A 12,076-nucleotide genomic window follows, 5' to 3' on the forward strand; every position below is an offset into this window, starting at 1 on the left:
CCGGCGGACGGCGCCGGCTCGGCGGGCGGCCACGCGGCACCGTGCGGCGGCTCGGGGCCGGACCGGGCTCCGTGACCCGCGGCGGGAGCCGGCACGCGGCCCGTCGGCACGTCGTCCGGCGGGGGCGCCGCGCCCGTCGGCACGTCCGGGGCGGACGGCAGGAACTCCGGGCGCGGCGGGGGCGGCGGGGTGGCCGGTGCGACGCCGTCGCCGCCGTCCTCCCAGCGCTGGGCGTCCTCGTTCCAGTACCGCTGTCCCCCGCTCATCCCGTCCCCCTCACATTCCCAGCAGTCCGGCGACGGCCCCCGCCGACGCGAACAGCGTCAGGATGTTCTGGGCGTCCGTGAGCACCTCCCGCAGCCGCCGGAGGCGGCCCTCGCCGGCCGTTCCGGTCCGGGTGATCTCCTCCTCGGTCTCGGCGAGGGTCTCGTCCAGCCGGGCGGCCTGCTCGTTCTCCCGCAGCCGGGCCAGGTCGCCGCGGAGTTCCCGCACGGCCGCCAGCAGTTGCTCGGCGGACTCGTCGCGCACCGCGGGGGCGGTGTTGCGGGTCTCGGCCCGGGCGTGGTCGCCGAAGGCGAAGGAGGAGTTGTCGGCACGGCCGATGCTGACGTTCGGATGGTCGGGCGCCATCGCTAGTCGGATCCCTTCTGCGGCGGGGAGCCGCCGGTCGTGGTCTCGGCGCGCGCGTGGTCGCCGAAGGCGAACGAGGAGTTGTCGGCACGGCCGATGTGCACCGCGCCGTTGCTGATGTTGACGATCTTCTGTACGAACTCGCCGGTCTCGTAGCCGGCCTCGGCCAGGGCCAGCCGCACCCCGCGCCCGATGCGGTCCTGGACGCTCCTGAGGTACCGGGCGACGTCCATCTCCTGGAAGGTGGACCCGGTGGGCGCCGAGGCCAGCTCCCGCACCGAGAGGGCCGGCCCGTCGGGCAGCGCGTGCGCGTGGCCGCCGGTCAGCAGCTGCCACACGTACACCGCGCCCCGGCCGAGCGTCACCAGCGAGCGGCCCGCGGAGCCGGGCACCAGGACGGCCGCGCCGGCGATCCGGCCGAACGGGTTGTCGTTGCGGAACCGGTGCGAGGTGCGGTCGGCCTCCTTGAAGTCCGCGCGGACCGGCGTCAGCACGTGCGGGGCGATCTCCAGCATGAGCATCCGGCCCTGTGTGTGGACGCGCACGAAGACCGTGACGACCAGTTCCTCCTCCCAGCCGCCGACGCGGATGCGCAGGAAGTGCCGGCGCTTCTCGCCGCCCTCCTCGACGGCCCGCCCCCGGTGCTGCTCGAACTCCGCCGGACCGTAGGGCGCCTGATCGCGGGTGAGGAGCCCCTCGACGGGCAGGAACACGCACTCGTCGATCTCCAGGCGGCGCAGCCGGTCCCGTACGCCGGGGCCCGCGTACTCGGCGGGCACGCGCAGCTGCTCCAGCAGCGGCCGGATCCGGTCGAGGATCGCGCGGTTGCCGAGCGGCTGCTGCTCCTTCTCCCCGTCCGGCCGCAGTTCCACGGCGAGCACCCAGGTGTCGTACGCCTCGCCCGCCCCGCAGAACGGGCGCGCCTCGTGGTACATGACCAGCGGGGTGTGCTGTTCCAGCCGGATGCGGTGCGCCAGCCGCCGAAACCGCTGCCCCTCGGCCTGCTCGGCGGGGTCGCCGGCGGCGTCCGGGAAACGCCGCGGGGACAGTTCGGCGGCGAGGGCGCGGGCGAACTGGTTGCGCTGGGCCGCCGCGCACAGGCCGATGCAGACGAGCACGCCGATCCCGAGCCAGGCCTGCCACGGCTCGGCCAGGGTCGCGAAGGAGTCGGTGAGCGCCTCCAGCAGGTCGTCCCCGCCGGAGTCGTACGAGGAGCCGTACCCGGAGCCGTCGTCCGCGCCACCGCCGAAGGCGACCGTGCCCAGCGTCAGCAGGGCGAGCCCGGTGAGCACCCGGCCGGTCCAGCGCGCCAGGGACGCGGCGAGCCGGCGGTACCAGGGCGGCTGCGCGGCCCGCCCGCGGAGCAGGGGCGCGACGGCGAGCAGCAGGCTGGGCCACAGGAGGAAGGCGAGCAGGCCGCCGCTGAGCGGCCCGCCCACCACCCACAGCCCGAGGACGGCCGCCGCCCACAGCAGCTCCTGGCGCCGGGCGCGCAGCGCGTGCGCGAGGACGCGGGCGGCGTCGAAGCCGAGCGAGGGCGCGACGACGCGCTGCTCGTGGAGGTAGAGCTGCTCGATGACCCGGTCGCGGTAGCCGGAGTCCAGGTAGACGCCCGCGCACAGCAGGCGGGACGCCTCGCTGGCGTGCGGTGGTGTGGGCGGCGGGTCGGACGGCGGCGGCGCCGCGCCGCCGTGCTGTGACTGGTGCGGCACGTGGGCAGTGCTCACGCGGATCCCCCGATGCGCGGCTGACACTCGAAGTGACGGGGGATCAGCATAGGGGAAGCGTGCGTCCCGGCGAACCGGATTGCCGGGTGGGGCCGCGTACGGGGCCCGGACACGCGCGGGGCCCCGCGCCGGACGAACCGGCGCGGGGCCCCGCGGAGGCCTGAGGGGCTCAGATGAGGCCGAGGCCGCGGACCGCCTCGCGCTCCTCCGCGAGCTCCTGGACGGAGGCGTCGATGCGGGTGCGGGAGAACTCGTTGATCTCCAGGCCCTGGACGATCTCGTACTTCCCGTCCTTCACGGTGACCGGGAAGGAGGAGATGAGGCCCTCGGGGACGCCGTAGGAGCCGTCCGACGGGATGCCCATGGAGACCCAGTCGCCCTCGGCGGTGCCGTTGACCCAGGTGTACACGTGGTCGATGGCGGCGTTGGCGGCGGAGGCGGCGGACGAGGCGCCCCGGGCCTCGATGATCGCGGCGCCGCGCTTGGCGACGGTCGGGATGAAGTCCTCGGCCAGCCACTTCTCGTCGTTCACGACCTCGGCGGCGTTCTTGCCGGCGACCGTGGCGTGGAAGATGTCGGGGTACTGGGTGGCGGAGTGGTTGCCCCAGATCGTCAGCTTCTTGATCTCGGAGACCGGGACGCCGGTCTTCTTCGACAGCTGGGTCAGGGCGCGGTTGTGGTCCAGGCGGGTCATGGCGGTGAACCGCTCGGCGGGCACGTCCGGGGCGGCGGCCTGGGCGATCAGGGCGTTGGTGTTGGCCGGGTTGCCGACGACCAGGACCTTGATGTCGTCCGCGGCGTGGGCGTTGATGGCCTGGCCCTGCGGCTTGAAGATGCCGCCGTTGGCCTCGAGGAGGTCACCGCGCTCCATGCCCTTGGTGCGCGGGCGGGCGCCCACGAGGAGGGCGACGTTGGCGCCGTCGAAGGCCACGTTCGGGTCGTCCGTGATGTCGATGCCCTGCAGGAGCGGGAACGCGCAGTCGTCCAGCTCCATCGCGGTGCCCTCGGCGGCCTTGAGCGCCGGGGTGATCTCCAGCAGGCGCAGCTTGACCGGCACGTCCGCGCCGAGCAGCTGGCCGGAGGCGATGCGGAAGAGCAGGGCGTAACCGATCTGGCCGGCCGCGCCGGTGACGGTGACGTTCACGGGAGTGCGGGTCATGGCGTTCTCCGTATGACAGCTGGCGGTGGGGCGGTCCCTGCCCCGGGGTGCGGGATCCCGCTCCGGCTCGCGGCCGGCGTCCACCACGATGATCGATCATCGGTTCGAATGATCGATCTCTTGGCGTCAAGAGAGATCCAGCGGTCAGGCTATCGCGCATCCACGGACGCGGACGGCCGGGCTCCCTGTGGCCCGTCCCACAGAGTGACGGTCCGGGTACCCGGGTAGCCGAAGGGGGACGTGAGGGGCGGCCGCTCCGTCCGGGAGAGGTGGGGTCGGGGCGGCCGCCGTCGGGGACCGACCGTGCCGGACTCCCGTGGGGGTACTTCTCGCCTCCCCGTCTTTCGCCGTCCTATGCGCGTCCCCACGATTTCCCCACATACATGGATCCGTACGGACCCGTGTGCGCGGGGGCCGGGCCGCGTGCGGGGCGCTACTCGGTGCAGCCCCTCTCGCCGCCGGCGGCCAGCACCGCGCAGGCCTTCGCGTCCGTCGCGTCCTCCACCGGCACCATCGGGGTGTACGCGACCGTGTCACCGGCGGCGGTGATGCTGTCGCTCTGCTTCGACGTGCCCGCGCTGATCTCGACCCTGTCCCCCTGCGTGCCCTGCGTGATGCGCCCCCAGGCCGCGGCGCAGGTCTCGCTGTAGCGGACCTCCACCGTGGTGGCGCCGACGGTCGCGGTCCGCGTGGTGGTCACCAGGTCGCCGCTGCACCCCATGGCCTCGGCGTCCTTCCCCGAGCAGTCGTCGCCGCCGCACTTCACGCCGGGAGGCAGGTCGGCTCCGGCGGTGGCGGTGGGCGAGGGGGACCGCCGGGCGTCGTCCTTGCTCTGCCCGCTCTCGGTGCCGGTGACGTAGAACGCGGCGGCGATCACCACCAGCGCTCCCGCCGCTCCGACGACCAGCCTCGACGTGCGCCGCCTGCCGCCGGCCCGGCCCGGACCGTCCGGGCGGCCGCGGCCGGAGGCACCGGGGGGCGGTGCGCCGTACGCTCCGGAGGCCCCGGGGGGCGGTGCGCCGTACGCTCCGGAGGCCCCGGGCACCCACCCGTCCGCCGAGGTCCCGGATCCGCCGTGGCCCGCCCGCGGTGCGGCGACCCCCCAGGAGTTCGTCCCGGGCGCGCCGTCCTCGGGTACGCCGCCGGTGGCGTCGCGCGCGTCCGAGGCGGTCGGCTGCGGCGGCACGCCCGGTGCGACCCCGGCCGGTCCCGCGACGCCCGGGCGGACCGCGGCCGCGCCCTTGCGGGCGGACCCGCCGCCCGGCCCCGGGGGCGGGCCGGCGAGCTCGCCGAGCGCGGCACGCGCCTGTGAGATCCGGATGGCCTCCATCGTCATGTCGTGCCGCATCTCCGAGCGGCTCCAGGCGCGCTCGGCCAGCTCCCACATGGTGGTGAGGTGCACCGGGTTGGTCCCGGTGACCTCGGCCAGGGCCACGATCGCGCCCTTCGGCGCGAGCAGCCGGCCGTTCAGGTAACGCTCCCAGGACGTCTTGCTGTAGCCCGTGCGGTCGGAGACCGACGCGACGCTCAGGCCGCTGCGGTCCACGACCCGCCTGAGCTGGCTCGTGAACTCTCTGATCTGTGGATCGAGTTCATCCGGCAAGGCCTTCCAACGAGGCATTGCTTCCCCTCTTCCCCCCGGTTGGTGCTGGTTGTTCCCTCGCGCGTGGCGCCCCTCGCCGAGTCCCCGCCGTGGCTACCCACGAGGATGCCGTCGGGCAGGATCCCAGTTCCCGGGGCGGGGGCGCACGGGAGCGTCGGGGCCGAGGGCGGACACCGTCGCGCGCCCGCGCGCGGTCCAGTGTCCCATCGGCCGTCCCCCCGCCCGGAGGGGACCCGGTACGAGCCGGCCGGGGCGTCCGGCCCGCCCCGCGCGGTCGCGCCGTCCCCGCTCCGCCGCGTCGCGGGACCGTACGGGGATTCCGGGAGACGTAGCGGAACGGTCACTTCCGTGCCACAGCGCCCGGGCAGGCGTTGAACAGGACCTTCACCGTGCAGGAAGGTGGTCGCCGACGGGCGGCCCGTCCTCTCACGGGGGTGCGGACGGGCCGCCGTCCACGGCGTCCGGGCCCGGAGTGGGGCCTGTCCGGCGGATCGTGCCGGACAGGCCCTAGCCGTCGACCGTGAAGTGCAGCGTGTCCTTCAGGAACGGGATCTCCAGCAGCGGATTCGGCTGCACCATCAGCGCCAGCAGCACGATCACCGCCCCCAGACCGCCGTACGTGACGATGTCCGTGAAGCGGGAGCGCACCGCGAGCATGCCGACGTCCGGCACCAGCCAGCGCAGCAGGGATCCGGTCAGCAGGGCCACGCCGACCAGCAGGGTGCCGAGCCGGAACTGGTCCAGCGAGGTCAGCAGCAGTCCCAGTCCGACCGCGAGCAGCACGCAGAGGATCGGCCACTGACGGGCCGGCGCCGGGGCGTCGCCGGGGGCCGCTCTGCCCCCGCCCTCGGGGCGTGCGGTGTCCCTGGTGAACAGCGGGAACCGCCGGGTGGCACGGCGCGGCCGGCCCTCGGCGTCGGGCGCGCTGACGGGGTCGCGGACCATGATGTCCTCGGGCCGCTCCCGCTCGCCGGAGACGTCCGGGGCGTCCGGGGCGCCGTGCTCAGCCGACACTGCGCTCCGCCGCCTCGACCACGTTGACCAGCAGCTGGGCCCGGGTCATCGGACCGACGCCACCGGGGTTCGGGGCGACCCAGCCGGCCACCTCGGCCACGCCCGGGTGGACGTCGCCCATGATCTTGCCCTCGGCGTTGCGGGAGACGCCGACGTCGAGGACGGCCGCGCCCGGCTTGACGTCCTCGGGACGGATCAGGTGGGCGCTGCCGGCGGCGGCCACGATGATGTCCGCGCGGCGGAGGTGGGCCGACAGATCGCGGGTGCCGGTGTGGCACTGGGTCACCGTGGCGTTCTCGCTGCGCCGGGTCAGCAGCAGGGGCATCGGACGGCCGATGGTGACACCGCGGCCGACGACCACCACCTCGGCGCCCTTGATCTCCACGCCGTGGCGGCGCAGCAGGGTGATGATGCCGTTGGGGGTGCAGGGCAAGGGGGCCGGCTCGTTGAGGACGAGACGGCCGAGGTTCATCGGGTGGAGGCCGTCGGCGTCCTTGCCCGGGTCCATCAGCTCGAGGATGCGGTTCTCGTCGATGCCCTTGGGCAGCGGCAGCTGGACGATGTAACCGGTGCAGGCGGGGTCCTCGTTCAGCTCGCGGACGACCGCCTCGATCTCCTCCTGGGTGGCCGTGCCCGGCAGTTCGCGCTGGATGGAGGCGATGCCCACCTGGGCGCAGTCGCGGTGCTTCCCGGCGACGTACTTCTGGCTGCCGGGGTCCTCCCCGACGAGGATCGTGCCGAGGCCGGGCGTGACGCCCTTCTCCTTCAGCGCCGCCACACGGGCGGTCAGATCGGACTTGATCTCGGCTGCGGTGGCCTTGCCATCGAGAATCTGGGCGGTCATGGCCCCATCCTCGCGGATGACCGGCCCCTGGTTCCAATCCGCTCGCATTCCGGGCGGCCGGACCCCGCCCGATCGCGTATCGCCTGTTTCCGGTCAAGATCGTGATGTTGCACTTGCACAACACATACGGCCTACGCCTGGACAGGGAAAGGAACGGTCAAGAACGATGAGCACACAGTGCCGCGGGCAGAACCGGGGGGACGGACCGCATCTGTAGGACTTCCTCCGCGCCGAGCCTCGCGCGTCCCCGCACCTGAAGCGCAACGGAGGAAGAACCGCCATGAGTTTCGGCGACCCGAACAACCCCTATGGTGCCCCGCAGGGTCAGCCGCCCGGCTACGGCCACCCGCAGCAGCCCGGCCAGCCCTCCTACGGCTACCCCTCGGCCCCGCCGGTGCAGCACTACGGCCAGCCCGCGCCGGCGGTCATGCCCGGCGGCGTCAAGGCCGCGCGCGTGATGCTGTACGTCCTCGGCGGCTTCCAGGTGCTCGGCGGCGTGCTGATGATGGCCGCCAGCGCCTGGTTCGCGGACTACTTCGAGGACGCCGTCTCCTCCGAGCCGAACATATCCGCCGAGGACGCGGACACCGTCGCCAGCATCGGCGCCGGCGTCATGATCGCGCTCGGCGTCATCGTGCTGGCGTTCGCGTTCTGGGCGATCTTCACGGCCGCCAAGTTCTCCAAGGGCCGCGGCGGAGTGCGCGTCTCCGCCATCATCTACGCCTCGCTGGTCACGCTGTTCAGCGTCATCAGCCTGCTCGGCGCCAACGTCTTCGCGCTGGTCAGCCTGGTGCTCGGCATCCTGATCATCGTGTTCTGCGCCAACAGGAACGGCGGCCACTGGTTCAACCGCCCGCAGTACTGAGCCGGTCCCGTCTCCGCAGCGCCACAGGGCCGTGTCCCACCCGCACGGGACACGGCCCTGTGGCGTCACCGGCAACGATCCGGCGTCATGACTTCCGGCTTCCCGCAGTGATCCACGCGTGGCGACGGTGGCAGGGTGTTCGGGGCGGCAGCCGCCGCCCTCCGTGAAAACCCCTACCCACAAGGCAGGTTCACGTATGAGACCGACACGCGGTGTTCTGGCGGTCGCCGCCACTGCGCTGACGCCGGCCCTCCTGCTCACCGGCCCGGCCTTCGCCGCGGACCCGGCGCCGGCTCCCGTCGCCGTCACGGCGGCGGCCGGTACGGACGACCCCGGCACGCCGGTGGACGAGATGTCGGAGGAGGAGCTGCGCGTCGCCATCCTGACGATCCTCGGCAGGCCCTACGCCGGGAAGCGCGTCACCCGGGAGGCCAACACGGCCCTGGACGGCACCGTGGAGGACATGCGGACGTTCCTGGAGACCGGCTACCGCCTCGCCCAGTACGAGGACGACCGCGTCGCCGTCTTCACCATCCTCGGCAAGCCCTACGCCGGAAAGCGCGTCAAGCAGGAGATCAACGACCTCCTCGACGCACCCACCCCGGAAAAGCTCCGCACCTGGCTGGAGACCGGCTACCGCCTCGCGCAGGCCGAGGACGACCGCGTCGCCGTCGCGCGGATGCTGGCCGATCCGGACATCAGCGACGCCCTCCGCGCGGCCGCGGAAGAGGTCATCGACGGTACGCCCGAGGAGCTGCGGTACTTCCTGGAGACCGGCCAGTACGAGGTGGACCAGTAGGACACCCGTCCGCCCGGCCCGCTCAGGTGAGCGGGCCGGGCGGACGGAGCCGTCAGTGGAAGAAGTGGCGCGTGCCCGTGAAGTACATCGTCACGCCCGCCTTCTTCGCGGCCTCGACGACCAGCTCGTCGCGGACCGAACCGCCGGGCTGGACCACGGCCTTCACCCCGGCCCCGGTGAGGATCTCCAGGCCGTCGGGGAACGGGAAGAACGCGTCCGAGGCGGCGTAGGAACCGGCCGCGCGCTCGGCGCCCGCCCGCTCCACCGCCAGCTTCGCGGAGTCGACGCGGTTGACCTGGCCCATGCCGACGCCGACGGAGGCGCCGTCCTTGGCGAGCAGGATCGCGTTGGACTTCACCGCGCGGCAGGCCTTCCAGGCGAAGGCGAGGTCGGCCAGCTCCGCCTCGGTCAGGGCCTCGCCGGTGGCCAGCGTCCAGGTGGCCGGGTCGTCGCCCTCGGCCTGGAGGCGGTCGGTGACCTGGAGGAGCGCGCCGCCGTCGATCGGCTTGACGTCGATCGGGTGGTCGGGGCGGCCCGGGGCGCGCAGCACGCGGATGTTCTTCTTCTTGGTGAGGGCTTCGAGGGCGCCCTCCTCGTAGTCCGGCGCGACGATGACCTCGGTGAAGATCTCCGCGACCTGCTCGGCCATCTCCTTGCTGACCGGCCGGTTGACGGCGATCACGCCGCCGAACGCCGAGAGCGGGTCGCAGGCGTGCGCCTTGCGGTGCGCCTCGGCGACGTCCGCGCCGACCGCGATGCCGCAGGGGTTGGCGTGCTTGATGATCGCCACGCACGGCTCGTCGTGGTCGTACGCGGCACGGCGCGCGGCGTCCGTGTCCGTGTAGTTGTTGTACGACATCTCCTTGCCGTGCAGCTGCTCGGCCTCGGCGAGGCCGCCCGTGCCCGAGGTGTAGAGGGCGGCGGGCTGGTGCGGGTTCTCGCCGTAGCGCAGGGTGCGGGAGCGCTCCAGGCTGGTGGCGAGGAACTCGGGGAACGGCGAGTCGTCGGCGGGCGCGTAGGCGGAGGCGAACCAGGCGGAGACGGCGATGTCGTACTCGGCCGTGTGCCGGAAGGCCTCCGCGGCCAGCCGCTTGCGGGCGGCGAGGTCGAAGCCGCCGTCCCCCACCGCGGCGAGGACGTCCGCGTACCGCGCCGGGCTGGTGACGACGGCCACCGACGGGTGGTTCTTGGCGGCGGCGCGCACCATGGACGGGCCGCCGATGTCGATCTGCTCCACGCACTCGTCGGGCGTCGCGCCGGAGGCGACGGTCTCGCGGAACGGGTAGAGGTTGACCACGACGAGGTCGAACGGCTCCACGCCCAGCTCGGCGAGCTGCCGCCGGTGGTCCTCCAGGCGCAGGTCGGCGAGGATGCCGGCGTGGACCTTGGGGTGCAGGGTCTTGACGCGGCCGTCCAGGCACTCCGGGAAGCCGGTGAGCTCCTCGACCTTGGTGACGGGGACGCCCGCGGCGGCGATCCTCGCGGCGGTGGACCCGGTGGAGACGAGCTCCACGCCGGCCTCGTGCAGGCCGCGCGCGAGGTCCTCGAGGCCGGTCTTGTCGTAGACGGAGACGAGCGCCCGTCGGATGGCCCGCTTGTTGCTCTCGGCGGTCACTGGATAACTACCTTTCGTCCCTCAATGCGATAGCCGTTGCGGGCGAGGCGCCCCACGACCTCGACGAGCAGCCTTCGCTCGACTTCCTTGATGCGCTCGTGCAGAGCGCTCTCGTCGTCCTCGTCCCGGATCTCCACCACGCCCTGCGCGATGATCGGCCCGGTGTCGACGCCGTCGTCGACGAAGTGGACGGTGCAGCCGGTGACCCTGGCGCCGTACGCGAGCGCGTCCCGTACGCCGTGGGCCCCGGGGAAACTGGGCAGCAGGGCGGGGTGGGTGTTGACGAACCGCCCGCCGAAGCGCGCGAGGAACTCCTTCCCCACGATCTTCATGAACCCGGCGGACACCACGAGGTCGGGCTCGTGGGCGGCGACGGCCTCGGCGAGCGCGGCGTCCCACTCCTCGCGGGACGCGTGGTCCCTGACCCGGCACACGAAGGTCGGCAGTCCGGCGCGCTCGGCGCGGGCCAGCCCCTCGACGCCCTCGCGGTCGGCGCCGACGGCCACGACCTCGGCCCCGTACGCCTCGGCGCCGGTGGCGGCGATCTCGTCGAGGAGCGCCTGGAGGTTGGTGCCGGATCCGGAGACCAGCACGACGAGACGCCTGGCGCGCTCGGCCACGGGCTTGGCGGCCACGGTGGGGCCCTTTCTCGGGGAGCGTCTGTACGGCCGGCGGCACAGCGCTTTGTACATTCCTACGAATGCTTCGCGTCCCCGGATACGGGGAAGCCTACGAAGCGGCCGACCGTCAGCAACGATACCGGCACACCGGGCGGCCCCCGCGGGACGGGGGCGTGGCCGGAAGGTAGCGTCTGGGAGGAACCGGTCCCGGAACGCCCGGGGCGCGTGGGAACGCGAACCGCGCACCGGGCGTTCACAGGATGACGGACCCGGGCCGCGGAGAGCCGACGGGAACGCACCGGTTCACCAGCCCAGTCGTAGTCGATACGTCGTGCGAGGCGGCCTCGCCGGACCACGTCGTGCTTCATTAAGGGGAAGACGCTCACTTGATGCCGGACCGCAGCCTGCGACTTCTCACGTTCCCCCAGCAGTCCGCCCAGGGAGGGGAGAGGAGCACCGTGCTGCTGCGGGAGCGCCCCGCCTCGCCCCCCGACGCACCCCGGGGAGAGGGTGACGACGGGCTCCGTGGGGCGCAGGGCTCCGCGGGGACGGGTGGTCCCCGGGATTCCCAGGGCTCCCAGGGCTCCCAGGACGACAATCCGTTCGCTCCGCCGCCGGAAGGGGCTCCCGACCGGCCCTGGCAGCCGAGGCATCCGTCCGGCGGGGAGGGCGGCCGCTCCCCCTGGGGCCGGAACTGGAGCGACCGGCAGCCCGGCCGCTCGCCCGGCGGTTTCGGCGAGCGTCCGCGCGGCCCCGAGGGCCAGGGCGGCGGCCCCCAGGGGCCCGGCATGCGCTGGGACCCCGCGGACCCGGCCCAGCGCCGTGCGCGGTACGCCCTGCTGTCCGGCATGTGGGCCTTCTTCTTCGGCCTCTTCAGCTGGCCGTACGTCGCGCTGCTGCTGGGCGCGCTCGCCCTGTACTGGGGCATCAGCGCCCTGCGCGGCAAGCCCCGTGCGCAGGACCCGGACGCCCCGGCGCCCGAGCCGAAGGGCCGCCCGCAGACCACGGCCGCGGTGAGCGGACTGGTCACGGGGTCGCTGGCGCTCGCCCTGGTCGCCGCGTCCTTCACGGCGCAGCTGGTCTACAGCGACTACTACACCTGCACGCAGGACGCCCTCACCCAGGACGCCCGCCAGTCCTGCGACGACCTCCTCCCGGAGCAGCTGCGCGGCCTGCTGGGCATGGGCGACTGAGCGCGCC

The 12,076-nt window shown here is 73.5% G+C and carries 11 protein-coding genes and 1 pseudogene; 3 read left to right on the forward strand and 9 right to left on the reverse strand.

The features are described 5' to 3' along the window. From ABTY20_RS15245 to ABTY20_RS15275, 7 genes and pseudogenes are all read right to left on the reverse strand, one after another. Positions 1-266, reverse strand: a pseudogene (locus ABTY20_RS15245) (hypothetical protein); the annotation flags it as partial. 10 nt (positions 267-276) lie between these two features. Continuing rightward, positions 277-630 (reverse strand): hypothetical protein, encoded by a 354-nt coding sequence (locus ABTY20_RS15250; protein ID WP_351997475.1) that lies wholly within the window; start codon positions 628-630, stop codon positions 277-279. Between the two features lie 2 nt (positions 631-632). Further along, complete coding sequence (locus tag ABTY20_RS15255) at positions 633-2,357, reverse strand: AbeC-like domain-containing protein (protein WP_351997476.1); 1,725 nt, start codon at positions 2,355-2,357, stop codon at positions 633-635. 169 nt (positions 2,358-2,526) lie between these two features. Further along, positions 2,527-3,516 (reverse strand): malate dehydrogenase, encoded by a 990-nt coding sequence (locus ABTY20_RS15260; RefSeq protein WP_351997477.1) that lies wholly within the window; start codon positions 3,514-3,516, stop codon positions 2,527-2,529. 433 nt (positions 3,517-3,949) lie between these two features. Further along, the gene (locus ABTY20_RS15265; RefSeq protein WP_351997519.1) at positions 3,950-5,119 is read right to left on the reverse strand and encodes a helix-turn-helix domain-containing protein; all 1,170 of its coding nucleotides are present in this window, start codon (positions 5,117-5,119) and stop codon (positions 3,950-3,952) included. Positions 5,120-5,626: 507 nt separating this feature from the next. Next, on the reverse strand, positions 5,627-6,133 hold the full coding sequence (locus tag ABTY20_RS15270; protein WP_502991813.1) for a DUF3017 domain-containing protein: 507 nt from the start codon (positions 6,131-6,133) through the stop codon (positions 5,627-5,629). Further along, positions 6,123-6,977 (reverse strand): bifunctional methylenetetrahydrofolate dehydrogenase/methenyltetrahydrofolate cyclohydrolase, encoded by an 855-nt coding sequence (locus tag ABTY20_RS15275; RefSeq protein WP_217128069.1) that lies wholly within the window; start codon positions 6,975-6,977, stop codon positions 6,123-6,125. The genes ABTY20_RS15270 and ABTY20_RS15275 overlap by 11 nt, the downstream gene beginning before the upstream one ends. Before the next feature lie 280 nt (positions 6,978-7,257). On the opposite strand from ABTY20_RS15275, the gene ABTY20_RS15280 reads away from it, so the two are divergent. Next, the gene (locus tag ABTY20_RS15280) at positions 7,258-7,842 is read left to right on the forward strand and encodes a hypothetical protein (RefSeq protein WP_351997478.1); all 585 of its coding nucleotides are present in this window, start codon (positions 7,258-7,260) and stop codon (positions 7,840-7,842) included. A 196-nt stretch (positions 7,843-8,038) separates the two neighbouring features. Then, on the forward strand, positions 8,039-8,641 hold the full coding sequence (locus tag ABTY20_RS15285; RefSeq protein ID WP_351997479.1) for an ALF repeat-containing protein: 603 nt from the start codon (positions 8,039-8,041) through the stop codon (positions 8,639-8,641). Between the two features lie 52 nt (positions 8,642-8,693). On the opposite strand, the gene purH is transcribed toward ABTY20_RS15285, so the two are convergent. Beyond that, a complete protein-coding gene (gene purH, locus ABTY20_RS15290) occupies positions 8,694-10,256 on the reverse strand; it encodes a bifunctional phosphoribosylaminoimidazolecarboxamide formyltransferase/IMP cyclohydrolase (RefSeq protein ID WP_351997480.1) in 1,563 nt (520 codons plus the stop codon). Then, the gene (gene purN / locus ABTY20_RS15295; RefSeq protein WP_351997481.1) at positions 10,253-10,891 is read right to left on the reverse strand and encodes a phosphoribosylglycinamide formyltransferase; all 639 of its coding nucleotides are present in this window, start codon (positions 10,889-10,891) and stop codon (positions 10,253-10,255) included. Before purN ends, purH begins: the two co-directional genes overlap by 4 nt. Positions 10,892-11,265: 374 nt before the next feature. On the opposite strand from purN, the gene ABTY20_RS15300 reads away from it, so the two are divergent. Continuing rightward, positions 11,266-12,069 carry a single stranded DNA-binding domain-containing protein gene (locus ABTY20_RS15300; RefSeq protein WP_351997482.1) on the forward strand — a complete coding sequence of 268 codons (804 nt, stop codon included), beginning with the start codon at positions 11,266-11,268 and terminating at the stop codon, positions 12,067-12,069. Positions 12,070-12,076: the final 7 nt, after the last annotated feature.

Source organism: Streptomyces sp. NPDC126497 (assembly GCF_040302425.1).
Lineage (GTDB): Bacteria > Actinomycetota > Actinomycetes > Streptomycetales > Streptomycetaceae > Streptomyces.